General features: G+C 52.2%; 29 protein-coding genes. 22 read left to right on the top strand and 7 right to left on the bottom strand.

All coding sequences use genetic code 11. The features are described from left to right. Positions 1-2 precede the first annotated feature (2 nt). Positions 3-287: a hypothetical protein gene (locus B9L21_RS11035; RefSeq protein WP_063166416.1), complete on the top strand. Its 285-nt coding sequence runs from the start codon at positions 3-5 to the stop codon at positions 285-287. 55 nt (positions 288-342) lie between these two features. Here the strand turns inward: B9L21_RS11035 and B9L21_RS11030 are convergent, their stop codons facing one another. Beyond that, on the bottom strand, positions 343-543 hold the full coding sequence (locus B9L21_RS11030) for a YlaI family protein (RefSeq protein WP_063166415.1): 201 nt from the start codon (positions 541-543) through the stop codon (positions 343-345). A gap of 342 nt (positions 544-885) precedes the next feature. Beyond that, a complete protein-coding gene (locus B9L21_RS11025) occupies positions 886-1,488 on the bottom strand; it encodes a YhcN/YlaJ family sporulation lipoprotein (RefSeq protein ID WP_063166414.1) in 603 nt (200 codons plus the stop codon). A 137-nt stretch (positions 1,489-1,625) separates the two neighbouring features. On the opposite strand from B9L21_RS11025, the gene B9L21_RS11020 reads away from it, so the two are divergent. Next, positions 1,626-2,957: a PhoH family protein gene (locus B9L21_RS11020; RefSeq protein WP_063166413.1), complete on the top strand. Its 1,332-nt coding sequence runs from the start codon at positions 1,626-1,628 to the stop codon at positions 2,955-2,957. 85 nt (positions 2,958-3,042) lie between these two features. Here B9L21_RS11020 and B9L21_RS11015 read toward each other — a convergent pair whose 3' ends face one another. Then, positions 3,043-3,549 (bottom strand): hypothetical protein, encoded by a 507-nt coding sequence (locus B9L21_RS11015; protein ID WP_063166412.1) that lies wholly within the window; start codon positions 3,547-3,549, stop codon positions 3,043-3,045. 164 nt (positions 3,550-3,713) lie between these two features. On the opposite strand from B9L21_RS11015, the gene B9L21_RS11010 reads away from it, so the two are divergent. From B9L21_RS11010 to pyc, 3 genes are all read left to right on the top strand, one after another. Beyond that, on the top strand, positions 3,714-4,001 hold the full coding sequence (locus tag B9L21_RS11010; RefSeq protein WP_081206761.1) for a YlaN family protein: 288 nt from the start codon (positions 3,714-3,716) through the stop codon (positions 3,999-4,001). Between the two features lie 122 nt (positions 4,002-4,123). Then, on the top strand, positions 4,124-5,335 hold the full coding sequence (ftsW, locus tag B9L21_RS11005; protein ID WP_063166411.1) for a putative lipid II flippase FtsW: 1,212 nt from the start codon (positions 4,124-4,126) through the stop codon (positions 5,333-5,335). Positions 5,336-5,393: 58 nt separating this feature from the next. Then, positions 5,394-8,837: a pyruvate carboxylase gene (gene pyc, locus B9L21_RS11000; RefSeq protein WP_063166410.1), complete on the top strand. Its 3,444-nt coding sequence runs from the start codon at positions 5,394-5,396 to the stop codon at positions 8,835-8,837. Between the two features lie 86 nt (positions 8,838-8,923). Here the strand turns inward: pyc and B9L21_RS10995 are convergent, their stop codons facing one another. Next, positions 8,924-9,877, bottom strand: a complete 954-nt coding sequence (locus B9L21_RS10995) for a COX15/CtaA family protein (protein WP_143424850.1) — start codon at positions 9,875-9,877, stop codon at positions 8,924-8,926. 382 nt (positions 9,878-10,259) lie between these two features. Here B9L21_RS10995 and cyoE point away from each other — a divergent pair, with 382 nt between their 5' ends. The 8 genes from cyoE (at position 10,260) to B9L21_RS10955 (ending at position 17,057) form a co-directional block, all read left to right on the top strand. Further along, positions 10,260-11,189, top strand: coding sequence for a heme o synthase (gene cyoE, locus B9L21_RS10990; protein WP_063166408.1), 930 nt, complete (start codon positions 10,260-10,262; stop codon positions 11,187-11,189). A gap of 75 nt (positions 11,190-11,264) precedes the next feature. Next, a complete protein-coding gene (gene coxB, locus B9L21_RS10985; protein ID WP_063166407.1) occupies positions 11,265-12,329 on the top strand; it encodes a cytochrome c oxidase subunit II in 1,065 nt (354 codons plus the stop codon). Between the two features lie 22 nt (positions 12,330-12,351). After that, entirely contained in the window at positions 12,352-14,223 is a 1,872-nt protein-coding gene (ctaD, locus tag B9L21_RS10980) for a cytochrome c oxidase subunit I (RefSeq protein ID WP_063166406.1), read from the top strand. Beyond that, positions 14,223-14,843 carry a cytochrome c oxidase subunit III gene (gene ctaE / locus B9L21_RS10975; RefSeq protein ID WP_033010279.1) on the top strand — a complete coding sequence of 207 codons (621 nt, stop codon included), beginning with the start codon at positions 14,223-14,225 and terminating at the stop codon, positions 14,841-14,843. The genes ctaD and ctaE overlap by 1 nt, the downstream gene beginning before the upstream one ends. 4 nt (positions 14,844-14,847) lie before the next feature. Continuing rightward, on the top strand, positions 14,848-15,180 hold the full coding sequence (ctaF, locus tag B9L21_RS10970) for a cytochrome c oxidase subunit IVB (RefSeq protein WP_063166405.1): 333 nt from the start codon (positions 14,848-14,850) through the stop codon (positions 15,178-15,180). 107 nt (positions 15,181-15,287) lie between these two features. Next, positions 15,288-16,190, top strand: a complete 903-nt coding sequence (gene ctaG, locus B9L21_RS10965) for a cytochrome c oxidase assembly factor CtaG (RefSeq protein WP_063166404.1) — start codon at positions 15,288-15,290, stop codon at positions 16,188-16,190. 43 nt (positions 16,191-16,233) lie between these two features. After that, positions 16,234-16,689, top strand: coding sequence for a DUF420 domain-containing protein (locus B9L21_RS10960; RefSeq protein ID WP_063166403.1), 456 nt, complete (start codon positions 16,234-16,236; stop codon positions 16,687-16,689). A gap of 74 nt (positions 16,690-16,763) precedes the next feature. After that, a complete protein-coding gene (locus B9L21_RS10955; RefSeq protein WP_063166402.1) occupies positions 16,764-17,057 on the top strand; it encodes an Asp23/Gls24 family envelope stress response protein in 294 nt (97 codons plus the stop codon). Positions 17,058-17,094: 37 nt separating this feature from the next. Here the strand turns inward: B9L21_RS10955 and B9L21_RS10950 are convergent, their stop codons facing one another. Continuing rightward, complete coding sequence (locus tag B9L21_RS10950; RefSeq protein ID WP_063166401.1) at positions 17,095-17,454, bottom strand: YugN family protein; 360 nt, start codon at positions 17,452-17,454, stop codon at positions 17,095-17,097. Between the two features lie 174 nt (positions 17,455-17,628). Between B9L21_RS10950 and B9L21_RS10945 the strand changes: the two genes are divergently transcribed. The 7 genes from B9L21_RS10945 to B9L21_RS10915 all read left to right on the top strand — a co-directional run bounded on the left by B9L21_RS10945 (position 17,629) and on the right by B9L21_RS10915 (position 21,281). Next, positions 17,629-18,054 (top strand): CBS domain-containing protein, encoded by a 426-nt coding sequence (locus tag B9L21_RS10945; protein WP_063166400.1) that lies wholly within the window; start codon positions 17,629-17,631, stop codon positions 18,052-18,054. Positions 18,055-18,181: 127 nt separating this feature from the next. After that, positions 18,182-19,189, top strand: a complete 1,008-nt coding sequence (locus B9L21_RS10940; RefSeq protein WP_063166399.1) for a CAP domain-containing protein — start codon at positions 18,182-18,184, stop codon at positions 19,187-19,189. Positions 19,190-19,269: 80 nt separating this feature from the next. Further along, complete coding sequence (locus B9L21_RS10935; RefSeq protein WP_063166398.1) at positions 19,270-19,653, top strand: YlbD family protein; 384 nt, start codon at positions 19,270-19,272, stop codon at positions 19,651-19,653. Between the two features lie 12 nt (positions 19,654-19,665). Continuing rightward, the gene (locus tag B9L21_RS10930) at positions 19,666-19,899 is read left to right on the top strand and encodes a YlbE-like family protein (protein ID WP_063166397.1); all 234 of its coding nucleotides are present in this window, start codon (positions 19,666-19,668) and stop codon (positions 19,897-19,899) included. A gap of 40 nt (positions 19,900-19,939) precedes the next feature. Beyond that, positions 19,940-20,311 (top strand): hypothetical protein, encoded by a 372-nt coding sequence (locus B9L21_RS10925; protein ID WP_063166396.1) that lies wholly within the window; start codon positions 19,940-19,942, stop codon positions 20,309-20,311. A gap of 234 nt (positions 20,312-20,545) precedes the next feature. Next, positions 20,546-20,992: a YlbF family regulator gene (locus B9L21_RS10920; RefSeq protein WP_063166395.1), complete on the top strand. Its 447-nt coding sequence runs from the start codon at positions 20,546-20,548 to the stop codon at positions 20,990-20,992. Positions 20,993-21,011: 19 nt separating this feature from the next. After that, a complete protein-coding gene (locus tag B9L21_RS10915) occupies positions 21,012-21,281 on the top strand; it encodes a YlbG family protein (protein WP_063166394.1) in 270 nt (89 codons plus the stop codon). Between the two features lie 53 nt (positions 21,282-21,334). On the opposite strand, the gene B9L21_RS10910 is transcribed toward B9L21_RS10915, so the two are convergent. Next, positions 21,335-21,724 (bottom strand): hypothetical protein, encoded by a 390-nt coding sequence (locus B9L21_RS10910; RefSeq protein WP_063166393.1) that lies wholly within the window; start codon positions 21,722-21,724, stop codon positions 21,335-21,337. 364 nt (positions 21,725-22,088) lie between these two features. Here B9L21_RS10910 and rsmD point away from each other — a divergent pair, with 364 nt between their 5' ends. Continuing rightward, a complete protein-coding gene (rsmD, locus tag B9L21_RS10905; protein ID WP_063166392.1) occupies positions 22,089-22,697 on the top strand; it encodes a 16S rRNA (guanine(966)-N(2))-methyltransferase RsmD in 609 nt (202 codons plus the stop codon). After that, on the top strand, positions 22,663-23,157 hold the full coding sequence (coaD, locus tag B9L21_RS10900) for a pantetheine-phosphate adenylyltransferase (protein ID WP_063166391.1): 495 nt from the start codon (positions 22,663-22,665) through the stop codon (positions 23,155-23,157). Before rsmD ends, coaD begins: the two co-directional genes overlap by 35 nt. 150 nt (positions 23,158-23,307) lie before the next feature. Here the strand turns inward: coaD and ylbJ are convergent, their stop codons facing one another. Continuing rightward, positions 23,308-24,543 (bottom strand): sporulation integral membrane protein YlbJ, encoded by a 1,236-nt coding sequence (gene ylbJ, locus B9L21_RS10895; RefSeq protein WP_063166390.1) that lies wholly within the window; start codon positions 24,541-24,543, stop codon positions 23,308-23,310. Positions 24,544-24,600: the final 57 nt, after the last annotated feature.

Below are 24,600 nucleotides of genomic sequence, written 5' to 3'. Positions count from 1 at the left end.
CGATGAAATCGGTGCAAGACGCCCTTTACAATTGGCTGACGATTCATCTTGTCGCTGACGCCCGCCCGCACGATGCGGCGGCGCGCGACACGGCGTCGTTTTTTCTCGCCATCTTGGAAAGCGATTTTGGCGTGACGGCGGTGAATGCCGTTAAAGATGAAACGAACGGCCGATACGTTGTCGAATATGTGCGAGGCGGGGAAAAAAAGTCGGCCTATTTTCCTGTGGAGTTGGCCGAGGCAATGTGGCGGCAAATCGAAGCGGAACCAGAAAAGTACGGTTCGTAGCAGTGAAAGACGGCACTGAAAAGCGATCGCTTTTCAGTGCCGTCCCTTTTTGCGGTCACCAGTCATCGTCAGCGCGGACGCCGCGGTAGAAACGGAATTTTCCGGTCGCCAGTCGCTGCTTTGTTTTTTCAGCAATGCGGTCATGGCATTGGCGGCACATATACGTATGGATCGGGCGGTTGCGCAGCCGTTTGGCGAGCGGTGATTCATCATCAATCGTATCAATTTGTTCGCAAAGCATACATTTGACTCTCATTGTTCACCTCACTGAATCTCCCGACGGCGGACGCCGCGGGGGTCTTGCGTACAGAAGGGGTTCTCATGCACTGCGTGCCAAGCTCGCCCTTGTTCCGCAAGACGTTCATGGGCAAACACCCCAAGTGGTGCTTAACGCCCTGTACGCCCGATGCAAAACGTGGAATGTTTCCTCTCTGCAGGAACATTATATCATCTTCCACGACGCCAAAGCAATCGGCTCATTCCATGTCAAAAGACGGTTTGTGCCGTGCATGGGATGAAACCGATTGTTGTTCGTAAATGGGAAGCGAAGTCGCGAGCTGTTGCCCCATCTCCTTGCACCATAGCCGCACGGAATCGTTTAGCGGTTTAAATGTTCGTTCGACTGTTTGTCTTGGCGTTCGTTCAGCTGCCGTTCTTCCCGCTCATTCAGTTGCCCGTCATTTTCCTCGGTCGGTTCAGGCGTCGTTTCAAACAAGTCGCTTGGCACTTCCGGCATCACCCGCCCAACGATATCGGCAATCTCGTCCATAAACGCCCGCACCGGGCGGCCGTCATCAATTTGCCGACCGATGTTGCGCACGCGGGCGTAAAGGTCCGGGTCGGCCACAATAATCGCGTTGGCGCCGTACGGATCTTTTTGCAGCGCCTCGGCAACGGAATATTTGATCGTGCCGACGCGCGAGGCATCGACGTTCGCGCCGACGTCAATGCCGACGATGGCGTACTTGCCGACGACGATCGCTGCCGCGTCATGAACGTTTGGGACGCGGTTGGCGATCTCTGCCAACCGGCGGGCGATTTCCTGCCCGGATTTGTTTTCCACCCGCTCATCGACCGTATTTTTCACGCGCACGAGCGAGCGGTCGGATTCCCTCGCCTCATCATCGTTTCCGATGGTGCACGCGCTTAAAAGGCTTAAAAGGAGAAAGCATAAAACAGCCAGCCAGCAGTTTCTTTTCATCATCTGTCCACCTCGACTTTTTTTACTTTATTTTGCAAATATCCTTCTATCTTTATACATTTTTTCATATGCTATACCACAGCCATTCCCATCCGGTGCAAAAGGTGAAAAACGGATATTATAGGGGGAAGCGGAATTTGGGAAAGAAAATCTATGTGCTCGATACGAACGTATTGCTGCAGGATCCGTATTCGATCTTTTCCTTTGAGGATAACGAGGTCGTCATCCCGGCTGTTGTGTTGGAGGAAGTGGATTCAAAAAAGCGGTATATGGATGAAGTCGGGAGAAACGCCCGCCAAGTGTCGAAGCTGATCGACCGCCTGCGTGAAAACGGCAAGCTGCACGAGAAAATTCCGCTGGAAAACGGAGGGGTGCTGCGCATTGAACTGAACCACCGCTCCTTTCACCAACTGCAAGAAATTTTTGTCGAAAAAACAAACGATAACCGCATTTTGGCGGTGGCAAAAAATTTATCGCTCGAGGAACAGGCGAAAGAAAACGGACGTTCTGTCATTTTGGTGAGCAAGGATGCGCTCGTGCGCGTCAAAGCCGATGCGATCGGGCTGCAGGCCGAGGACTTTTTAAGCGACCGCGTCGTTGACGTCGACCACATTTACACCGGGTTTTTGGAGCTGTACATAGGAAAAGATCATCTGCAGCGGTTTTACGAGAAAGGAGAGCTTGTGTTGGCCGATCTCGCCGACCATCCATTTTATCCGCACCAGTTCATCATTATGAAGGATGCATTTGGCAGTTCGGCCTCGGCGATTGGCATCGTCGACCAAAGCGGAAAAAAGGTGAAAAAGCTCGTCTTCCATCACGAGCATATATGGGGCATTCGTCCGCGCAACGTGCAGCAAACGATGGCGTTTGAGCTGCTCATGCGCGACGATATTCCGCTCGTGACATTAATCGGGAAAGCCGGAACCGGAAAAACGTTGCTCGCCCTTGCCGCCGGGCTGATGCAAACCGAGGATTTGCGAACGTATAAAAAACTGCTCGTCGCCCGGCCCATTGTGCCGATGGGGAAGGATCTCGGCTTCTTGCCGGGGGAAAAAGAAGAAAAACTGCGCCCATGGATGCAGCCGATTTTTGATAACCTTGAATATTTGTTCAACACGAAAAAACCCGGAGAGCTGGACGCCATTTTAGCCGGCATGAGCTCGATCGAAGTTGAGGCGCTCACCTACATTCGCGGCCGCAGCTTGCCCGAGCAGTTTATCATCATCGATGAGGCGCAAAATTTAACAAAGCATGAAGTGAAGACGATTTTAACGCGCGTCGGCGAGAAAAGCAAAATTATTTTAATGGGTGATCCGGAGCAGATCGACCATCCGTATTTGGACGAATATAACAACGGCTTGACGTATGTGGTCGAAAAGTTTAAAGATCAAAAAATCGCCGGCCATATCCGTCTCATCAAAGGGGAGCGCTCGGCGCTCGCGCAGCTTGCCGCCGACTTGCTTTAGCCACGCTTCCCGGAACAAATGGCCGCCCAAAGCGGACACCCTAAAAGGAGTCAAAAACCGGGCGGCCCCTTCATGGGGCGCCCGGTTAGCGGACGATCAGCTGGCGCACATTCGTAATCGGGGCTTCGCGGTTTGAGCCGTCGCCAAAATAAATATGTACCGGACCGTCATCGCGCAGCGGTTTTCCGTTTTTTGAAAAAGCGAAAATCAAGTCATAGGCTGTCTCAAGCGGGAGTGCAACTTCCCCGTTTTCCGTCACGATAACAAGTTCGGAAGCGTCTTCATGCGGTTCGGCGTTTCGCAAAAACGGGGCAAACGGCATGCCGAACGAACCGGTGATGATTTTCTCCTTTAAAAAGCGCCGCTCTGTTTTCAACGTCGGCGGAAAAACGGCGCCTTCCTGAATTTCCCGGTCCCAAAAAGCCGACCATTTTTTGATTTCCTCTTCCTCTTGGTCCGTTTCTATCACTTCCGGTTTCGGTTGCGAAAAATACGTGTCCAAATCGATTTTTCGGTCGTCAAAAATCCACACGCCGGGGTCGAGCGTGATCGTGAACTTTACTTTTCCAGTCAGCATCATAATATCGCTCATCAAAACATCCTCTCCTCTGCATTTTCCCGCTGTTTTTAGTATAATAATAAATGAAAGGTTTGTCATGTTCCAAGCCGTTTGGCTGTCAACTGTTTCAACTTGCAAAATGGCTTGTTTCACGTTAAGATTGAAAGAAGGATAGGGGAGAGAACGGAGGGATCGATGTGACGGACGGATCGATGAGCTATCGGGAAAAGGCGTACGCGCTTTTGCAAGCGGATGCGGAAAAAATTATTCAGCTCATCCGCGTGCAAATGGACCATTTGACGATGCCGCAATGCCCGTTGTATGAAGAAGTGTTGGACACGCAAATGTTCGGCTTGTCGCGAGAAATTGATTTTGCGGTGCGCCTCGGCCTTGTCGAGGCAAAAGACGGGAAGGCGCTCCTTGACCGGCTCGAGCGTGAGCTCTCCGCGTTGCATGAGGCAGTAACGAAAAAGCGCGTACGATAACCATACATGGCAACTCAAACGATTGGCCTGCCGTCGTTTGAGTTTTTCTGTTTTTCGGCAGGAAAACGGTGCGTCGCTGCGAATGATTTTAAGTACATACATGTTCACAGGGAAGAGGAACGATGGAACGACAATTATGGAAAAAAGTATTGAAGTGCTATGATTATCCGCTGATCACCGCGGTCATCATGCTGTCGTTGTTCGGATTGATTATGGTGTACAGCTCAAGCATGGTCACCGCTGTCATCCGCTTTGAAGTGCCAAGCGACTATTTTTACGAGCGGCAAAAACTGTGGCTGATTGCCGGATTCATCGCGTTCGCCATCATGATGGCGATTCCGTATAAAGTGTGGCGGGCGGAGCGATGGGTGAAACTCGTCTTTTTTGCATCTCCATTGATGCTGATCGCCGTCGCTTTTCTCGGCCATACGGCCAACAACGCAACAAGCTGGTTTCGCGTCGGGGCGCTTTCGATCCAACCGGCGGAGCTCGCGAAGCTCGGTCTGATTTTATACTTGGCCGCAGCGTTTGCCAACAAGCGGAAGCGGCTGGCCGAGCCGGCGAAAAGCAATTTGTTCCCCATTTATTATACATTGGTGATTTGTTTCCTGATTGCCATACAGCCTGACTTCGGAACGGCGGCGATCGTGTTTGCCATCGCGATGTGCATCATTGTTTCGTCCGGTTTGCGCCTCGTGTTGCTTCTAAAGCAGCTGCTTTTTTTTACATTGATCGGGACGGTGCTGTCACCGTTTTGGCTCCCGGTTGCCGGCAAAAAAATTTTTTCTCCTGAACGGGTATCGCGTCTTTACAGCTTTTTGGATCCATTTCAATACGCAAACGGCGATGGCTACCAGCTCGTTAATTCGTATTTGGCGATCGGGCTTGGCGGGCTGAAAGGAGTGGGGCTTGGCAAAGGCATTCAAAAATACGGCTACCTGCCAGAGTCGCACACCGATTTTATTATGGCGGTCATCGCCGAAGAGCTCGGCTTATTTGGTGTAGCGTTCACGCTTGGGTTATTGGCGTTTATCGTGCTGCGCGGGCTTTGGATTGCCCGCCGCTCCCACGATGCGTTTGGGAGTCTGCTTGCGATCGGCATCTCCGTCATGATCGGCTTTCAAACGTTCATTAACGTTGGTGGGGTCGTTGGCCTTATTCCGATTACAGGGGTGCCGCTGCCGCTCGTCAGCTATGGGGGAACGTCGCTCGTTCTCATGATGGCTTCGCTTGGCTTGCTCGTCAACATTTCGATGTTTACGAAGTATGAACAACGGTATAAAAAGGGTGAAAAAATGGCTGCTGACCGGCAGAAAAAAGGTCTGACTTTTTAGAAACTGTATTTACAAAATAGAAAAATTTTTATAGTTTAATTAGAAAGGAGGAGAGACGATGAGGACAAGACGAATTCGCAAAGTGCTGGTAGCCAACCGCGGAGAGATCGCCATTCGCGTTTTCCGCGCCTGCACGGAGCTTGATATCCGCACCGTGGCGATTTATTCGAAGGAAGACGCCGGATCGTACCACCGCTACAAAGCGGATGAGGCGTATTTAGTCGGGGAAGGGAAAAAACCGATCGAAGCGTACTTGGACATCGAAGGCATCATTGAGATCGCCAAAGCCCACGATGTTGATGCCATCCACCCGGGATATGGGTTTTTGTCGGAAAACATTCAATTTGCCAGACGGTGCCGCGAAGAGGGGATTATTTTCATCGGCCCGAATGAAGAACATTTGGATATGTTCGGCGATAAAGTGAAAGCGCGGCATGCGGCCATGAAGGCGGGCATTCCGGTCATCCCGGGCAGCGACGGACCGGTCGGCGGCCTTGAGGATGTCGTCCGCTTTGCCGAGACGCACGGATACCCGATCATCATTAAAGCGGCGCTTGGCGGCGGCGGCCGGGGCATGCGCATCGTCCGCTCGAAGTCGGAAGTGAAAGAGGCGTTCGAGCGCGCCAAATCGGAAGCGAAGGCGGCGTTTGGCAGCGATGACGTGTACGTTGAAAAATTAATCGAAAAGCCAAAGCACATTGAAGTGCAAATTTTGGGCGACCACGAAGGAAACATCGTTCACCTTTATGAACGCGACTGCTCGGTGCAGCGCCGCCATCAAAAAGTCGTGGAAGTCGCGCCGAGCGTCTCGCTGTCGGACGAGCTGCGCCAGCGCATTTGCGAGGCGGCGGTCCAGCTGATGAGAAGCGTCGGTTACGTCAATGCCGGCACGGTCGAGTTTCTCGTTTCGGGCGACGAGTTTTATTTCATCGAAGTCAACCCGCGCATTCAAGTCGAGCATACGATCACCGAAATGATCACCGGGATTGACATCGTCCAGTCGCAAATTTTAATCGCCGACGGATTTTCGCTCCACAGCCCGGAAGTCGGCATTCCGAAGCAGGAAGACATCCGCATTAACGGCTATGCCATTCAATCGCGGGTGACGACGGAAGACCCGCTCAACAACTTTATGCCGGACACTGGGAAAATTATGGCGTACCGCTCCGGCGGCGGCTTCGGCGTGCGTTTGGACGCCGGCAACGGCTTCCAGGGAGCCGTCATTACGCCGTATTACGATTCCTTGCTTGTTAAACTGTCGACATGGGCGCTGACGTTTGAGCAGGCGGCAAGAAAAATGCTGCGCAACTTGCGTGAGTTCCGCATTCGCGGTATCAAAACGAACATTCCGTTTTTGGAAAACGTCGTCCAACATCCGAAGTTTTTATCGGGCGAATACGATACGTCGTTCATCGATACGACGCCGGAACTGTTTGTGTTCCCGCGCCGGAAAGACCGCGGAACGAAAATGCTCACATACATCGGCACGGTGACGGTCAACGGCTTCCCGGGCATCGGCAAAAAGAAAAAGCCGGTGTTTGATAAGCCGCGCTTGCCGAAATTGAGCGAGGCGGAGCCGATTCCGGCCGGAACGAAACAAATTTTGGATGAACGCGGCCCAGAGGGCCTTGTCCGCTGGATTCAAGAACAGCCGCGCGTGCTTTTGACCGATACGACGTTCCGAGACGCCCATCAGTCGCTGTTGGCGACGCGCGTCCGCACGGTCGATTTAGTGCGGGCAGCCGAACCGACGGCGCGCCTATTGCCGAATTTGTTCTCGCTTGAGATGTGGGGCGGGGCGACGTTTGATGTGGCGTATCGCTTTTTAAAAGAGGATCCGTGGGATCGGCTGCTCAAGCTGCGCGAGCGCATCCCGAACGTGTTGTTCCAAATGCTGCTCCGCTCCGCCAACGCCGTGGGATATAAAAACTATCCGGACAACGTCATCCGCGAGTTCGTTAACAAATCGGCGCAAGCCGGCATTGATGTGTTCCGCATTTTTGACAGCTTAAACTGGGTGAAAGGAATGACGGTGGCGATCGACGCCGTTCGGCAGAGCGGCAAAATCGCCGAGGCAGCGATTTGCTATACGGGCGATATTTTAGACCCAAGCCGGCCGAAGTACAATTTGGACTACTATAAGACGCTTGCAAAAGAACTTGAACAGGCCGGCGCGCACATTTTGGCCATTAAAGATATGGCCGGGCTCTTGAAGCCGCAGGCCGCGCACGTGCTCATTTCCGCGCTCAAGGAAACGGTCGACATTCCGATTCATTTGCATACGCACGACACGAGCGGCAACGGCATTTATACGTATGCGAAAGCGATCGAAGCCGGCGTCGACATTGTCGATGTCGCCATCAGCTCGATGGCCGGCCTAACGTCACAGCCGAGCGCCAATACGCTTTACTATGCGCTCGAAGGGACCGAGCGGGCGCCGGAAGTCGACATTTACGGCCTTGAGCAGCTGGCGCGCTATTGGGAGGATGTGCGCAAGTTTTACCAGGAGTTTGAAAGCGGCATGAACGCGCCGCATACGGAAGTGTACATGCATGAAATGCCAGGCGGCCAATACAGCAACTTGCAGCAGCAGGCGAAGGCGGTCGGCCTCGGCGACCGGTGGGATGAAGTGAAAGAAATGTACCGCCGCGTCAACGACTTGTTCGGCGATATCGTTAAAGTGACGCCGTCATCGAAAGTCGTCGGCGATATGGCGCTTTATATGGTGCAAAACAACTTGACGGAGCAAGATATTTTCGAGCGCGGAGAAACGCTGAACTTCCCGGATTCGGTCGTCGAGCTGTTTGAGGGCTATTTAGGCCAGCCGCACGGCGGGTTCCCGAAAGAGTTGCAGCGCATTATTTTGAAAGGGCGCGAGCCGATCACCGTCCGTCCGGGAGAACTGCTTGAGCCGGTGGATTTCGAGCAAATCAAGCGGGAGTTGTACGACAAGCTCAGCCGCGAAGTGACCGACTTCGACGTCATCGCGTACGCCCTTTATCCGAAAGTGTTTCTTGAGTATGCGGAAACGGTTGAAAAATACGGCGATGTGTCTGTGCTCGATACACCGACGTTCTTGTACGGCATGCGCCTCGGCGAGGAAATCGAAGTGGAAATCGAGCGCGGAAAAACGCTGATCGTTAAGCTCGTGTCGATCGGCCAGCCGCAGGCGGACGGGACGCGCGTCGTCTACTTTGAGCTGAACGGCCAGCCGCGTGAAGTCGTCATCCGTGACGAAAGCATTAAAGCTGCGGTCGTCGAGCGTATTAAGGCGGACCGGACGAACCCAAACCACATTGCGGCGACAATGCCGGGGACGGTCGTAAAAGTGCTCGTCGAAAAAGGGGAAAAAGTCGATAAAGGCGACCATTTAATGGTCACGGAAGCGATGAAAATGGAAACGACGGTGCAAGCCCCGTTTGCCGGCGTCGTCAAAGACATTTACGTCAAAAGTGGCGATGCGATCCAAGCGGGAGACTTGTTGATTGAGCTGTCCAAATAAAATCATCGCGACCGCCACAAACCGGTTTGCCAAAAACAAGGGATGCCCAACGTTTGCGGGCATCCCTTTTTTGAGGAGTCTGACCGTTATTTTAACGTCGCCGGCGCCGTTTCCCTGACCGGATGGCCAGCGGCCTTCTCCGGCTTGCGGCGGGTGCGGAGCGCCAAGAGCAGCAAATAGCTGAGCACGCCGAACAGGCAGGAGATAAAAAAGGCGTGTGCCAAAGCGATATACAAATTCAGCCCGGTAAAAACGACAAGCGCTCCGGTCGCCATTTGCGCGAGAGCCAGAAGAAGGGCGATGATCCACCCGCAGTAAATGACCGGTTGTTCGCGGTAATGACGGATGGCATGCACCGCTGCAACAGCAATCCAAACGATGATAACCGCAGCAGCCAGCCGATGGCCCATTTGCACCCACTCGTGAAACTGCATCGGGAGGGGGCGCGACTTGGCGCATAGCGGCCAGCTCGGACAGGCAAGGCTGGCGTTCGTATGGCGGACGAGCGCCCCGGTATAAACGACAATGTACGAGTAAATGATGATGCCGTAAATGTGAAACCGCATTGGCCTGCCAAGGTTGAGCGAAGCGGCGGAAAACTTTTTGTCGATTTCAAAAATAAGCAATGTCAACAACAGCACAGCGGCGAACGAAATGAGGGAAATGCCAAAGTGCAAGGCCAAAACGAAATCGGACTGCCCCCAGACGACCGCGGCGGCGCCAATTAATGCTTGCAGGACGAGAAAGACGAACGAAACGACAGCCAAACACTTCGTTTCCCGCATATGGCCGACGGCCCGCCACGCCCAAATGGAAAGGATGAGCACCATGATGCCGGCGAGCCCGGAAACGAGGCGATGGCTCAGTTCGATAACGAGTTCTGGCGTGATGTTGTCCGGCACCCATTGACCATTGCACAGCGGCCATGACCGGCCGCATCCCATGCCGGAGCCCGTTTTTGTCACGAGCGCCCCGCCGATCAGCACAAACAGCATCACCAGCGTTGTTGCCGAAGCAAACCATTTTAATGAACGTTGCAAAATCTTCACCTTCTTGTATTGAGAAATTATGATTTTGTCCATATTAGTAAAGTGATGGAATTTATTGCAGCCAACGGTGCGTCCAAGCCAAGTCTATTTTACACGATGCGACGAAGAAACACAAAATGACGTTTACATATTGAATAAGTCGGTTAAGTTTGCTAGAAATATTAATGGGACAAGCGTACAAGCCGTTTTCGGCCTCAGGGATTCAAAAATTTGACACAAATTATTCAAAAAAAGTTCACATGATGAGAAAAAAATGTGATTTAATATAAAGAGAAAACGACTCTTTTTATTTCGCGTTCGCATTGGATGAAATTTCAAGCCATATGACGGCGCTGTCTCATCGCAGGCGGCGCAGTGAGGAGGAACAGGAGAAATGGCCGATTTGAAAGCGGTGCATGGGGCCGCGGCCGATGCTCGCCATCGTTCGCAGGCAAGCGCAAAGGCGATTTGGAGAGAATTGTCGGCAGTTGTCAAAATCGGGATTGTTAATTCGAACTTGATCACGACGTTTGCCGGAATGTGGCTGGCGTTTTATTTTACTGGAGAGCACTTTTTGGAGAATTTGCATCTTGTGTTTTTTACGCTGTTTGGCGCCGCGTTCGTCATCGCAGGTTCATGCGCCATTAACAACTACATTGACCGCGACATCGATCAATATATGGAGCGGACGAAAGTGCGGCCGACGGTAACTGGAACGATGGAGCCGCGGCGCGTGCTTTGGCTCGGAGTTGCCCTGGTCGCCGTCGGCACGATGAGCTTGCTCATGACAACGGTTACGGCAGCGGTGGTCGGGCTCATTGGCATGGTGACGTACGTCTTTTTCTATACGCTTTGGACGAAGCGCCATTATACGCTCAACACCGTCGTCGGCAGCATTTCCGGCGCCGTGCCGCCGGTGATCGGCTGGACCGCGGTTGACCCAAGTTTCCATGTCGTCCCGCTTGTTCTCTTTTTGATCATGTTTTTATGGCAGCCGCCTCACTTTTTGGCTCTGGCGATGAAGCGGTGTGAAGAATACCGCGCCGCCGGCATTCCGATGCTGCCGGTCGTTCACGGCTTCGCCATGACAAAGCGGCAAATCATCGTCTGGGTGGCCTGTTTGCTGCCGCTGCCGTTTTATTTGTTCTCGCTCGGCGCGCCGTTTTTAACGGTCGCGACGCTGCTGAACATCGGCTGGCTGTTTTTGGGGCTGTGGGGCTTGAAAATGAAAGATGACTTAAAGTGGGCGAAGTGGATGTTCGTCTACTCGCTCAATTATTTGACGATTCTGTTCGTGGCGATGGTCATCGCCACGCTTTGGTGAACAGGTTAAAATTCTTTCTCCGCGAAAGAATTTATATACATTTATCCATCAAAGAAAGAGGGGTTTGATTAGGCTATGAAGAAAGGGCTACGAAACTGGCGCTTATTTTCCTTGTTCGGGATGATGGCGCTGTTGCTCGCCGGCTGCGGCAAGCCGTTTTTATCGACGCTTCAGCCTGCCGGTGAAGTAGCGGACATGCAGTATTCGCTCATGTTGTTGAGCACGTCGATCATGGTGCTCGTCATTGTCGTCGTAGCGATCATCTTCGTCTATGTTGTCATCCGCTTCCGGCGGCGCAAAGGGGAAGAAAATAAAATTCCGAAGCAAGTGGAAGGAAGCCATAAACTGGAAATTATTTGGACTGTCATTCCGATTATCCTCTTGCTGATTTTAGCGGTGCCGACAGTATCGGCGACGTTTAAGCTGGCGGATGTCAAGCCGATGAATGACAAGAACCGTGATAAAGACACGGTTGTGGTCAACGTGCGCGCCAACTCGTACTGGTGGGAATTTGAATACCCGGATTACGGCATTATTACGAGCCAAGACTTAGTCGTGCCGACGAACGAAAAAGTCTATTTTAATTTGATTGCGTCAGACGTCAAACACTCGTTCTGGATTCCGGCGGTCGGCGGCAAAATGGACACAAACACCGACAACAAAAACCAGTTTTGGCTCGTCTTTGACCAAGAAGCGACAGACAAAGCGGGCGGCGTCTTTTACGGCAAATGTGCGGAGCTTTGCGGGCCGTCCCATGCGTTGATGGACTTCAAAGTGCGTCCGTTGCCGCGCACGGAGTTTGATGCTTGGGTCGAAAAAATGCAAAATGCGAAAAAACCGGTTGTGACAGATCCGGTCGCCAAACAAGGGGAAGCCATTTTCAATAAAAGCTGTATTGGCTGCCATGCCGTGTCGCCGGTGGACAAGCGTCCGGCACGCACAGCGCCGAATTTGGCGAACTTTGGCGATCGTGAACGGATTGCCGGTATTTTAGAACACAATGAAGAAAACTTAAAAAGATGGCTGCGTGATCCCGAAAGCATAAAGCCTGGAAACAAAATGACAGGTACATATGGCGAACTGACAGAAGAGCAGCTTGATGCATTGACGAAATATTTAATGAGCTTAAAAGTGGAATAAGGCATAAAAGGGAGGTTTCACTGTGAGTACGATCACTCGCAAAAAGGGTGTCGGCGCCGTTTTATGGGATTACTTGACAACAGTCGATCATAAAAAAATCGCCCATCTGTATCTAATCGCCGGAGGATTTTTCTTCCTGCTTGGCGGTCTTGAGGCGCTGTTCATCCGGATTCAGCTCGCGAAGCCGAACAATGATTTTCTTGTCGGTGGTTTGTACAACGAAGTGCTGACGATGCATGGAACGACGATGATTTTCCTAGCTGCGATGCCGCTTCTTTTCGCCTTTATGAACGCAGTCGTGCCGTTGCAAATCGGCGCGCGCGACGTTGCGTTCCCGTTCTTGAACGCGCTCGGATTTTGGCTCTTTTTCTTCGGCGGAGTGTTTTTGAACTGTTCGTGGTTTTTAGGAGGAGCTCCTGACGCCGGTTGGACGTCGTATGCGTCGTTGGCGCTCGATTCGAAAGCGCACCACGGTGTCGACTTTTACACGCTTGGATTGCAAATTTCTGGAATAGGCACGTTAATAGGTGGAATCAACTTTCTTGTTACGATCATTAATATGCGTGCCCCGGGCATGACGTTTATGCGCATGCCGATGTTCACATGGGCGACGTTTGTGACGTCAGCGCTCATTTTGTTTGCGTTTCCGCCGCTGACTGTGGCGTTAATTTTCATGATGATGGATCGGTTGTTTGGCGGCAACTTCTTTAACCCCGCTGCCGGTGGTAATACGATTATCTGGGAGCACTTATTCTGGGTGTTTGGACATCCGGAAGTATACATTCTTGTATTGCCGGCGTTCGGTATTTTCTCGGAAATTTTTGCGACGTTCTCGCGAAAGCGTCTGTTCGGCTATTCGTCGATGGTGTTTGCGACGGTATTGATCGCATTCTTAGGGTTCATGGTATGGGCGCACCATATGTTCACCGTCGGGATGGGACCGATTGCGAACGCGATCTTCGCTGTGGCAACGATGGCGATTGCGGTGCCGACCGGGGTGAAAATTTTTAACTGGCTGTTTACGATGTGGGGCGGAAGCATCAAGTTTACGACCCCGATGTACTATGCGGTTGCTTTCATCCCGTCGTTCGTTATGGGTGGGGTGACTGGCGTTATGCTGGCATCAGCAGCTGCCGACTATCAGTATCACGACAGCTATTTCGTTGTGGCCCACTTCCATTACGTCATTGTCGGCGGGGTTGTGTTCGCCTTGCTGGCCGGAACCCATTATTGGTGGCCGAAAATGTTTGGCCGCATGCTGAATGAGACGCTTGGCAAAATGACGTTTTGGCTGTTCTTTATCGGCTTCCATTTGACGTTCTTTATCCAACATTTTCTTGGTCTAATGGGAATGCCGCGCCGTGTGTTCACATTCTTGCCGGGGCAAGGATTGGAGACCGGCAACTTCATCAGTACGGTCGGGGCGTTCTTTATGGCGGTCGCCACGGTCATTTTACTCATTAACATCGTGATTACGACCGCAAAAGGCGAAAAAGTGCCGGGTGATGCGTGGGGCGACGGCCGCACGCTCGAATGGGCCATCGCTTCGCCGCCGCCGGTGTACAACTTTGCCCAACTGCCGCTCGTCCGCGGGTTGGACGCTTTCTGGCTTGAAAAAATGGAAGGCAAAAAAGAATTGACGCCGGCCGAGCCGCTTGGCGATATTCATATGCCGAATTCATCATTCTTGCCGTTTATCATTTCATTTGGCTTGTTTGTCGCGGCATTCGGTTTTACGTATCATCAAGAGACGGCTTGGGGCTTGCCGGTCGGCGTTCTCGGCTTGCTCATTACGCTCGGTGCGATGTTCTTGCGCTCGGTGATTGATGATCACGGCTTCCACATTCATAAAGAGGAAGTGCTTGAACTTGAGAAGAAGGGGGCGAACGCCTGATGCACGTGGAGGAAAAACTGACGGCCGAGACGTTCCCGGCGGCGCCGGAACGTGCCACCCTTGAGGGGAAAAATAAGTTTCTCGGTTTCTGGCTCTTTTTAGGCGGAGAGACGGTGCTGTTCGCCTCTCTCTTCGCCACCTATTTGGCGCTCAAAGACAAAACGAACGGCGGCCCTTCCGCGGAAGAGCTGTTCCAAATGCCGATCGTGTTTATGGCGACGATGCTTCTGTTAACGAGCAGTTTAACGAGCGTTTACGCCATTTATCATATGAAAAACTTTGATTTTCAAAAAATGCAACTTTGGTTTGGCATTACGGTGCTGCTTGGCGCTGGGTTTTTGGCCTTGGAAATTTATGAGTTTTATGAGTATGTTCATGAAGGCCATAAGTTTACGACGAGCGCCTTCGCGTCCGCCTTTTACACGCTCGTCGGCACGCACGGCGCCCACGTTGCGTTTGGGTTGCTTTGGATTTTAACATTGATGATTCGCAATGCCAAGCGCGGGTTAAACTTGTATAATGCCCCGAAGTTTTACGTCGCGAGCCTTTATTGGCACTTTATCGACGTCGTCTGGGTGTTCATTTTTACCGTCGTATATTTAATGGGAATGGTGGGGTGAACGTATGGCGAACCAAACGAACTCAGGAAATGAGCGCATCGACTTAGCGTATCGCCGCCGGAAAAATGCGGAAGAGATGCGTCATCAAGTGATTGTCTTTGTGCTGATGATTTTATTGACGCTCATCGCCTTTGCTGCGGTCGGCTACGAAGAGTTTTCCCATTGGTTTGTCATTCCGTTTATTTTGCTTTTAGCTGGCGTGCAAGTGGCGTTTCAGTTGTACTATTTCATGCATATGAGTCATAAAGGGCATGAATTTCCATCGATGTTTATGTACGGCGGTGTGCTTGTCATGCTTCTGCTTGTGTGGGCGTTTTCGACGGTCATTTGGTGGTAAGCAAAGGGGGGGATCGGTGTTGCAGCACCGGTTTCCCCTTTTTTTAATAGCGCTCATGCGGCGGCATGTAGTATAATGGGGAAAGGACAAGGCAGGAGGGAATTTCTATGTTTCAATCGCTGCAAATGTTTGGTCCAGTTGCGCTTTGGAGTCCGTTTTTTCTGTTGGCGTTGGCGGCTGTTGCCTTGTTGTATCTCGGAGTCACCGGACCGTGGCGGCAGCGCTTTGGCCTTGATGCCCCCGTTTCGAGGAAACAAAAAGCGTACTTTTTGACAGGAATAGTGCTTCTTTACGTATGCAAAGGCTCCCCGCTCGACTTGCTGGGCCATTTGACGTTCACCGCCCATATGGTGCAAATGGCGTTGCTTTACTTAACAGTGCCGCAATGTTTTATTTTAGGGATTCCGGAGCAGTTTTATGAGCGGATGTTCCGGATTGCAGCGGTGCGCCGTTCGTTTCAGCTGTTGACAAAGCCGATTGTGTCTTTGCTTTTGTTTAATGGGTTATTTTCTTTGTACCACGTCCCAATGGTTTTTGACATCGTGAAAACGAACATGTTTTTGCATGCGTCTGTCACAACGGTCATTTTCATTGCAGCCTTCTTCATGTGGTGGCCGCTTGTGAATAAACTTTCCGGATGGACGACATTATCCGGGTTAAAAAAAATGGGCTATATTTTTGCCGACGGCATGCTGCTCACACCGGCTTGTGCGCTCATTATTTTCGCCGGCACTCCGCTGTATGAGACGTACACGGATCCGGAAGCATGGATGACTGGGTTGGCGCTTTGCGTGCCGCAGGGGGTGTTGGCGTCGCTTGATTTGACCGGACCGCAAATGTTTTTGTCGATGTCCCCGCTTCATGATCAGCAGCTCGGCGGAGTATTGATGAAAATTATTCAAGAAATTGTATACGGAGTGATGTTGTTCTTTATTTTTAGCGAGTGGTATCGGAAAGAACGAGAAAAAGAACCGAGCATGGATATGGCGCCGCGGCCGACGAAACTGTAAGGCGCCATACGCCATAAAGAGACGAAGGAAAGGGAGAGAAGCTATGGCGATTTTACCGACGATCAGCACAAGCTGCATCGTGATCAGTGCTTTGCTTGTCGCCTACGGCTGGTACTTGATCAGCCGCAGGCGGATCGAAGCGCATAAAAAGGTGATGTTGACCGCTGCCGCTTTTGCGCTTTTGTTTTTTGTCATTTATATGTCGCGGACGTTGTTTATCGGCAACACAAGTTTTGGCGGACCGGAGGACATCAAGTTGTATTATACAGCATTCCTCATTTTCCATATTGTTTTAGCGACGGTGGGGGCGGTGTTTGGTCTCGTAACGCTTTGGACCGGATTAAAAGATCAGCGAGCCCGCCACCGCCGTCTCGGTCCGGTGACAAGCATCATTTGGTTTGGCAGCGCCTCAACTGGGGTTGTTGTATATTGCTTGCTTTACGTGCTTTACCCGGGGGGACAGACGACCTCGCTCATTAAAGCAGTATTCGGTTTTTAGCCAATCGGGTAGCATCGGCCGCCGGCGCTGCATAGCATAACATAAGCAGAGAATGCAGAGCGGGGGAGTGTGCGGTGAATACGTTCCGATACCGGAAGCGAAGCGCTGTGGAAGCGACGCTGCTGACGGTTGTCATGATGTGTGTGCGTGAGTGGGAAGAGGTTGTGCTCGATGACTGCGATGTGTTTGTAGTTGTCTCCCAAAACGGCCGATGCCGCATCACCGTGAAGCTGTCGATCCGGTATGGGGCGCCGGTGCTCGCTGTTTGCCGCGGGCTGCAGCAGCAAATTGCCGAGGAGATTGCCGCTATGACGCCGTATGCGGCTGAGGCCATCGATGTCATGGTCAAGCGGCTTGTCATGCCGTAAAAAACGCATGAGAAACGAGCTCTCATGCGTTTTTTCATTATTCTTTGATGTTCTCGAGTTCGCTTTTGATTTGTGATAATACTTTTTGGCACTGGCTGACAAGAGAAGATGGAAAATGCTCGCCCTCGCCGTATTCGACGCCATGCGGGTAATAATGTTTCCCTAAAATCGGCGTGAGCAGCTTGATGAGGGCATAACGCGAATCGACATCTCCCTCGACCGCGTACCCTTGAACGCGCAAATAGTATGTCCCTTCCTTAATAACGTATTTCCGGTCGTACGTGACTCGTTCATAATCCCATTGCGCCGCGCGCACAAAACCGAGCCGCTCCATCATGTCATCAAGGCGGGACAGTTTAACCGTCTGATTTTCCAGTCCGCTATTTTCAAATTTCATCTTTCTTCCTCCTAACAACGCAGTATGGAAAGCGCGAAAACGGAAATTATCCCCTCATTTATAATAGTACGAAAACGGTTTGCTTTTCAACGAATTGTTTCCCATTGTTTCCGTTTTGCGTGTATTTTTCTCGCTACGGCGCGCACAATAACAAACAGAAAGGAGAGACGGGCCATGCAAACAGTACGGGACGTCATGTCCACCGATGTGCAATATTGCACTCCGCTCGACAACATTTACGAAGTGGCGGTGAAAATGCGTGAATTTAATGTTGGCGCCATTCCGATCGTCGATGATGGCCGTCTTGTTGGGATGATTACAGATCGCGATTTAGTCGTGCGCGGTATGGCGGAAAAGCACCCCGGCTCGACGGCAGTGACGGAAGTAATGAGCCGCGATCTTGTGACGCTGTCTCCGGACGATTCGTTGCAAAAGGCGGCAGACGTGATGGCGCGCCATCAAATTCGCCGCCTTCCAGTTGTTGAAAATGGCCGTTTAGTCGGCATTGTGGCGCTCGGTGATTTGGCGACGAACCGCTATTCCGACGAAAGCGCCGGCCGTGCGCTGAGCGAGATTTCCGAACAACATACCGTCCATTAACCAAACGGACAAGACGTGCCTTCTTTTCACCGGATAAGACGCTCTTTTTGGGCGTCCTCTTTTTTTTGTCTTTGAAAAACGGCTATAATGGCAGTAAGGATATTGTGTAGAAAGCGGGAGTTGCTGCGTGAAATGGTTCTTCCTTTTTTTGTTATTCATGATTGGGTTTTATTACTTCGCACCGAGCCCGCCGCCGCCAAGCCCTCCGGAGCAACCGAAGACAGATGGCTACTTGCTGAAAGAGCCAAAGGCGACCGCTGGCATCGTCGCCTTGATCGGCCAACCGGCGCAAGAAGCGGAAAAACAGCTCGGTGCGCCAGATCGGATCGACCCATCCGCCTATGGTTATGATTGGTGGGTGTACAGCCGCCGTCCTGAATCGTACGTGCAAATCGGCGTGCTTCGCGGCAAGGTTGTCACCGCTTTGGTCGGCGGAGAAAAGGTGAACGTCGAGCCGTTTGCGGTCGGTCAGCGCCTGCAGACGATTTTCCAAACAATGCCGGTCTTATCGAACGTTGAAATTAAGCTAAGCAGCGGAACATACCGGTTTGAACTGTCTGAACAAGACTACTCGTCAAGGCCGGTCGTCAAAGTCGGCGATGCGTATGCTCAGCTGTACATCGACCGGTTTACCGGAAGCGTGGCGGCCGTTCGCCTGATGGACGCGGAAACGTTCGTTAAGTTGCGGCCGTACGAGCTTGTTTACCGCGGCCGCCTGCCCGCGGCCGCCCCTTTGTCGGAAGAAGAGCAACGAAACGTTGATGCAGCCAATGCGAAACAAATTTTTGACTGGACGAATTTGATCCGCCGCCGTCATGGCCTCCCCCCTCTTATTTGGGATAGCAAAGCGGCCGCCGCCGCCGCCAAGCATAGCCGGGATATGCATGACCATCGGTTTTTCTCCCACGAGTCGCCGCAATACGGCGATTTGTCCAAACGGCTCGGCGCGTTGAACGTTTCTTTCCAATTGGCCGGGGAAAATATCGCTGCCCACCAGGTGGATGGTGTAGAGGCGACCGCTGGATGGCTCAACAGTGAGAAGCATCGGAAAATTATGCTAAATGAGGAATTCACTCACCTTGGTGTTGGCGTCTATGACGATTATTACACGCAAAACTTCTTTACCCCGCTGTAAAAATTGGGCGCACCTTCGCTTGCTGGGCGCGATATGATATGGCAGATAGGCATGAGTGGATGAAAGGGATGAGAACCGCCATGGCCAAGCCTCTGCATCCTTCGGTTGAACAGTTCAAACAGTTTGTAAAAAAACACCCGAAAATCATCCAAGAGGTGCGCAGCGGCAAAAAGACGTGGAAGCAAGTGTACGAGGATTGGTATTTGTTCGGGGAAGACGATGAAATATGGGACCCGTATCGCGAAGCAAGCGGTAAGAAGAAAGAGGAAGAAAAAGGAACAAACAAATGGCTTGATAAGCTGGCTGCAATGCTCGGGCAGCTTGATGCGGCAGAAGTGCAAAAACATTTGGCGAACGTCCAACAGGCGATCACCGCGATTCAACGCATTCTGTCTGAATTTCAAGGGGCCGGCTTGCAGCGTCCAAACAAAGAGGAGCACCCGTTTTCGTTCCGCAAAGACTAAAGGGTGGTGGCGATGAGAAAGGACGTATGGCAATATGTGCAGGCAAACCCGATGTTGCGTGCGTTTTTGCGCGAACAGCCGCGCTGGTATCGGCTGCTTGCCCGCCGCCCGCATGAGCTGTCGGCGTTTCAGTTGGCCGCCTTGCGCCATTATGAGCAAACAATCCCCGATAAGGTAGAAAAAATGGCTCAATCGCTACAAATGGCCTCGCTCATGTGGCAAATGTTTAAAGCGTTGCGCGATTAATTTGACGGCAAACGGCAAAGACTAGCCTTGAAAGGGAGTGATGTCTTTGCTGAGATGGATTGTATGGCTCGGATGCGCTATACTGTTATTGACGCCTGCGATCGGCCGGACGGACGCAACGGCAGCTGCCCCCCATGCATCATCGGCAGCCGGGCTGCTCGAAGTAAAGCATGAGGTGAAAGGGAACGACGTCTTCATTGAGTGTTTTGCCGCTCAATTTCCGTTTCGCAAAGGGAACGGCGGCGGGCACATCAACGTGTATATCAACGGGCAAAAGATGACGGAAGTGTATACAGCCGCCTTTGTCGTGCGCGGTCTGCCAAGCGGAAAGCATGTCATTCGCCTTGAGCTCGCCTATAACGATGGAAAGATGACTGGCATGGCACATGAGTTTGACGTCGAGATTCCATAAAGAGGCCTGTGCAGTCTGCTGTCCACTAAACATATACAAGGCGCTCGAATATCCGCGCCAGCGCGCTGGCATAAGGCAAGGTGGCACTGCGGGATCGGCAGTTCGCTAAAAAGGCTATCCGATAAAGTCTTTCCGGCTTTCGGATATCCTTTTTTTATGCTTTCCTCGTCTCATCTCTTCTCTTTCCATTTTTCCGTCATTCATGATATGATGAATGATGGAGGTGCCATATTTGTGAGGATTGCTACTCTCGAGCGCATCGAGATTTTGGATAAAGCAGAAGCATTAGCGAACATGGTTGTAGAATCAGACGTAGCGGACGACTATCGCCGCGCGTTTTGGCGGCTCAAGCAAGACCGCCGCGCCCAGCAGCTGATCGCCCGCTTTGTCAAGTTGAAGGAACGGTACGAGGAAGTGCAGCGCTTCGGCAAATACCATCCCGATTACCGCGACGTGATGAAAGAAGTGCGCGAAGCGAAACGGGAGCTTGACTTGCATGAAACGGTCGCCGCCTTTAAAGAGGCGGAAAGGGCGCTGCAGCAGCTGCTTGACGACATTAGCGTGCTGATCGGCAAGGCCGTATCGGAACACGTGAAAGTGCCCACCGGGAATCCATATTTTTTGTCGGCTGGCTGTTCCGGTGGTTGCGGGAGCGGCGGAGGCTGCGGCTGCCGCACATAGAAAAAAAGGGGAAGGGACTATGTTTCCAAAACGGCAAGGGATTATCGTTTGGCTTCATTCACTGAAATACGGAAAACAGCTGCGCAAGTTTGGCAACATTCATTACATTTCCAAGCGGCTGAAGTATGCGGTTCTTTACTGCGATATGGAACAAGTTGACCATATGATGAAAAAGCTTGCCGCACTGCCGTTTGTCAAGCGGGTCGAGCCGTCGTACCGACCGTTTTTAAGGCTGGAATTTGAACCGAAAGGGGAGAAGGAAAAAGACTCCCCGTATCCGCTTGGATGAAAGAAAAGAGCAGACCCCGTCTGGCATCAGCCGCAGGGCCTGCTCTTTTCTCGCTATTGAAGCGGCGGAATAAAGCGGTTCATCCGCATAATGCCGATTAAGTGTTGATAGTATAGGTCAAGATCAGCGAACATTGTCGATGGCTTGACATTGAGGTGGATGACGGTTGTGTTAAGCTCTTTTGCGGTTTCCGCGAACAGTTCGTACCGTTTGTTCGGCTTGACGGACGGATCGGGAATACCTTCGCGGCAAATATAAAGCGGCTGAAAGTCACCCGGGTCGGTTGGATGAAGAACAACAGCCAAGGAGACGACGGGCCGGTCTTTTTTCACCGTATGGAAAGCAAAGAAGCCGGATAAGCGATGACGATTGGCCCGCGCCAGCTCGATCAATTCATATATATCGGAGTAGCCTTCACCAAGTTCGATAAAACGTTGGATCATGTATGGTCCCCCTTGCAATCATCGTCCATCCTTAACTTTACCGGTCATCTGCCAAAATTGCAATCAAAAAAAAACCTTGCGGTTCAAATGATCCGCAAGGTCCTTTCCAGTTCCTTGCCTCCGCGTGGAGCGGAACAAGGAACGGAAAGAAAAAAGAAAAGGGAGAGGAGAAACCGGAGGAAGAACTTATGGGGAAACGTAAGTCTTCTCCGTCATTGGCAACAACGCCATTAACGATGTTGCCATTACTCATTATGGACGGTTTGCCGATTTCTATACATGCGCTGATAAAAAATTCTTCGGTTTGACGATGGACGACTTTATGGTAAGATTACGGTGAAAACGACGAATCAGGTGAAACGCGATGAGAGTCATTTCCGGAATGTGCAAAGGCCGGCATCTGCAAGCGGTTCCAGGGGTGTCGACGCGTCCGACGACCGATAAAGTCAAAGAGGCGATCTTCAATATGATCGGGCCGTATTTTGCGGGCGGCATCGGCCTTGACTTGTTCGCCGGCAGCGGTGGTTTAGGCATTGAAGCGCTCAGCCGCGGGCTCGAGCGTGTCGTTTTTGTTGATCACGATGCGAAGGCGGTGCAAACGGTCCGAAAAAACGTTGCCGCCTGCGGGCTTGAGAAACGGGCGGAAATTTACCGCAATGATGCCGAGCGGGCCTTAAAGGCGGTTGCGAAACGCGGCTTGCGCTTCTCTGCCATTTTTCTCGATCCGCCGTACAAGGAGAAAAAATGGCCGACGCTTTTATCGTTGATCGCCGAGCGTGACCTGCTAGAGGCGGACGGCGTTGTCGTCGCCGAACATCCCGCCGGGGCCGAGCTGCCGGAAGAAGTCGGCAACTTGAGGCAATGGAAACGCGAAACGTATGGCATTACCGGCATCACCATTTATCGCCGGATAGACGAACAGAAAGGGGACGAAAGCGATGGCGAGCATTGCCGTTTGCCCGGGGAGCTTTGACCCTGTGACGTATGGGCATTTGGATATTATTAAGCGGGGAGCGAAAGTGTTTGACCAAGTTTATGTGGCGGTGTTAAATAATTCGTCGAAAAAGCCGCTGTTTACCGTCGAGGAGCGGATGGAGTTGCTGCGCGAGGTGACGCGGACGCTCGAAAATGTTCATGTTGAATCGTTCCACGGCCTGCTTGTCGATTATGCCCGCAGCAAAAAGGCGAACGCCATTTTGCGCGGCTTGCGGGCGGTGTCCGATTTTGAGTACGAAATGCAAATTACGTCGATGAACCGCGTCCTCGATGAGAACATCGAAACGTTTTTTATGATGACAAACAGCCAGTATGCGTTTTTAAGCTCGAGCATCGTCAAGGAAGTGGCGAAATATAATGGCGACATTTCCGAGCTCGTCCCCCCGGTCGTGGAAGCGGCGTTAAAGCGGAAATTTGCGTCCGCAGCCGCCGACTGACAGCCAAGGGGAGGACACTCTCCAGTTGGCAGCTGAAGCGCGGCTTTGAAGCTGGACGCATATTGATGAGCAGATGAAGCCGACTGACAACGGAACGAGGACCGTGCAGCTTTACTCGCTGGATGAGCCCGAAGGCCGGGCGCCTAACGGTTACAAGCGCCCGCGGGTTCCATTGGCCGCTTTGGCGGTCAGCCATATATAAAGGCAAAGAAAGAGAAGCGTCACGAGCGGTCCATATTGCTGCAGCAGCCGCCAGCCTTCGTCCCAAGCGCCGCCCGGGACGGCGGGAAGAAACGCCGGAATGCTGCCCGGCTCTCCGGTGGCTGTCCGTACATACAACGGCTTCCAAAGCAAGTATGTAAATGAAGCCGCGAACACTCCATGCATCAGACGGGCGACGAAAAACGGCTGAAAGCGAATGTTGGCCTCGGCAAGGATGCTGGCCACTTGCGCTTGAACGGAAAATCCGCCGAAAGCGAGGATGAAGCTTGTCGCCACCGCCTTTTCAAGCAGCATGGCTTCCTCTGTTTGGCTGATCATTTGACTGCCGAGTGTAATTTCAAACAAGCCGGAAAACACCGGGATGTCAAGCTGCTCCGGCAGCTGGGTGAGGCGAAGCAGCTGGCGCAGCAACGGAGCGAGCTGTTCAGTCAAGTGCATCATGTACAGCAGTTTGTTGACGACAGAAAAGAGAATAATGAAACCGCCGATCATTAGCAGCGTTTGGACGGAAGAGCGGACAGCGTCGCCGAGCAGCTTGCCAAGCGGCTGTTCGTTTTTCAACCGCGTTTTGTGCAACGTGCGCAGCGCGTACGGAAATGAAAACGGCCGGGGGCTTCGCTTTGGCCGCCCCTTTTCTTTCCGGATGCCGTGAAACCGCATGATCAATCCGACGCTAATGTTCCCTAAATAATGAGAAACGGCCAGTACAAGACCGAGATGCGGGTTGTTGAAAAATCCGGCCGAGACCGCGCCAAAAATGAACAGCGGGTTCGATGAATTGGTGAAGGAAGCAAGCCGCTCAGCCTCAATGGTAGACAGTTGCTTTTCCTGGTACAGGCGGGCGGTCAGCTTGGCTCCGGACGGGTAGCCGGACGCCATTCCCATCGCCCAGGCAAACCCGCCGACGCCCGGGACACGAAACAACGGGCGCATCAGCGGTTCGAGCAGGACGCCGAGAAAGTTGACGACGCCAAAGCTAATCAGCAGCTCCGAGACGATGAAAAATGGCAAGAGCGACGGAAAGACGACTTCCCACCACATATTTAACCCGCGAATGGACGCCTCAAGCGACTGCTTTGGGTAGCAAATGAGCGAAAACGCGAATAAGGTGACGGCGGAAGCGAGCAGTGCCGTTTTTAGTTTCGTTCCCCAGTTTCGTTTCAATGTTCCCCCCCCTTTTCTCGCTGCGCGGCTTCGCGCGGTACAACCTCATATAACCTA

It is taken from the genome of Geobacillus uzenensis, assembly GCF_002217665.1.
GTDB classification, from domain to species: Bacteria; Bacillota; Bacilli; order Bacillales; family Anoxybacillaceae; genus Geobacillus; species Geobacillus subterraneus.
The sequence above is the reverse complement of the archived record's forward strand: the minus strand, read 5'-3'. Positions and strand labels throughout refer to the sequence as shown.

Bases quoted from the DNA above. Each gene is read 5' to 3' on its own strand.
- B9L21_RS11035 (WP_063166416.1), top strand. From the start codon at position 3: ATGAAATCGGTGCAAGACGCCCTTTACAATTGGCTGACGATTCATCTT.
- B9L21_RS11030 (WP_063166415.1), bottom strand. From the start codon at position 543: ATGAGAGTCAAATGTATGCTTTGCGAACAAATTGATACGATTGATGAT.
- B9L21_RS11025 (WP_063166414.1), bottom strand. From the start codon at position 1,488: ATGAAAAGAAACTGCTGGCTGGCTGTTTTATGCTTTCTCCTTTTAAGC.
- B9L21_RS11015 (WP_063166412.1), bottom strand. From the start codon at position 3,549: ATGAGCGATATTATGATGCTGACTGGAAAAGTAAAGTTCACGATCACG.
- ftsW (WP_063166411.1), top strand. From the start codon at position 4,124: ATGGAACGACAATTATGGAAAAAAGTATTGAAGTGCTATGATTATCCG.
- pyc (WP_063166410.1), top strand. From the start codon at position 5,394: ATGAGGACAAGACGAATTCGCAAAGTGCTGGTAGCCAACCGCGGAGAG.
- cyoE (WP_063166408.1), top strand. From the start codon at position 10,260: ATGGCCGATTTGAAAGCGGTGCATGGGGCCGCGGCCGATGCTCGCCAT.
- coxB (WP_063166407.1), top strand. From the start codon at position 11,265: ATGAAGAAAGGGCTACGAAACTGGCGCTTATTTTCCTTGTTCGGGATG.
- ctaE (WP_033010279.1), top strand. From the start codon at position 14,223: ATGCACGTGGAGGAAAAACTGACGGCCGAGACGTTCCCGGCGGCGCCG.
- ctaF (WP_063166405.1), top strand. From the start codon at position 14,848: ATGGCGAACCAAACGAACTCAGGAAATGAGCGCATCGACTTAGCGTAT.
- ctaG (WP_063166404.1), top strand. From the start codon at position 15,288: ATGTTTCAATCGCTGCAAATGTTTGGTCCAGTTGCGCTTTGGAGTCCG.
- B9L21_RS10960 (WP_063166403.1), top strand. From the start codon at position 16,234: ATGGCGATTTTACCGACGATCAGCACAAGCTGCATCGTGATCAGTGCT.
- B9L21_RS10950 (WP_063166401.1), bottom strand. From the start codon at position 17,454: ATGAAATTTGAAAATAGCGGACTGGAAAATCAGACGGTTAAACTGTCC.
- B9L21_RS10945 (WP_063166400.1), top strand. From the start codon at position 17,629: ATGCAAACAGTACGGGACGTCATGTCCACCGATGTGCAATATTGCACT.
- B9L21_RS10935 (WP_063166398.1), top strand. From the start codon at position 19,270: ATGGCCAAGCCTCTGCATCCTTCGGTTGAACAGTTCAAACAGTTTGTA.
- B9L21_RS10930 (WP_063166397.1), top strand. From the start codon at position 19,666: ATGAGAAAGGACGTATGGCAATATGTGCAGGCAAACCCGATGTTGCGT.
- B9L21_RS10925 (WP_063166396.1), top strand. From the start codon at position 19,940: ATGTCTTTGCTGAGATGGATTGTATGGCTCGGATGCGCTATACTGTTA.
- B9L21_RS10915 (WP_063166394.1), top strand. From the start codon at position 21,012: ATGTTTCCAAAACGGCAAGGGATTATCGTTTGGCTTCATTCACTGAAA.
- B9L21_RS10910 (WP_063166393.1), bottom strand. From the start codon at position 21,724: ATGATCCAACGTTTTATCGAACTTGGTGAAGGCTACTCCGATATATAT.
- rsmD (WP_063166392.1), top strand. From the start codon at position 22,089: ATGAGAGTCATTTCCGGAATGTGCAAAGGCCGGCATCTGCAAGCGGTT.
- coaD (WP_063166391.1), top strand. From the start codon at position 22,663: ATGGCGAGCATTGCCGTTTGCCCGGGGAGCTTTGACCCTGTGACGTAT.